Consider the following 391-nt stretch of genomic DNA (forward strand, 5'->3'; position numbering starts at 1 on the left):
AGAAGGAGGAAAATTATGAAAACTAACGAACGATTCCATATTGCATGCCAAAATACATTTATAATTTCTCATTCAAACGACTTAGAAACTATGAAAATTTGGAAAAATCTTAAGGAATTACATGATGAAAATTTAGATGAATTTTTTGAATTTTCTATAGTGCGAGATAATGAAGTGCTTCTAGAGACACTTCGCCTTCCGAGTGATCCTTCACTCTACGAATGGTTTGTCGGTCAGCCAAATGTGCCATTACCGACAAAAAAAGAAGCTTTCTGAATATATCTGAAGAAGGGGTTTCCTTCTTCAGCTTACGACAATTTGCTTGCAAATTGTGTAGTAAGTCCACCTTTTGAAAAAAGGGGGCTGAAACACCATGTCAAAATTCGCCATT

Annotated in this window: 1 protein-coding gene; it reads left to right on the plus strand. The window is 35.3% G+C overall.

Annotated features, from left to right (window positions below; genetic code table 11):
- Positions 1–276 (plus strand): hypothetical protein (locus KP705_RS18850; RefSeq protein WP_215765413.1); only part of this gene is annotated, 276 nt, incomplete at its 5' end.
- Positions 277–391: the final 115 nt, after the last annotated feature.

The organism is Gluconobacter sp. P1D12_c, from assembly GCF_018812105.1.
GTDB lineage: Bacteria > Pseudomonadota > Alphaproteobacteria > Acetobacterales > Acetobacteraceae > Gluconobacter > Gluconobacter oxydans_A.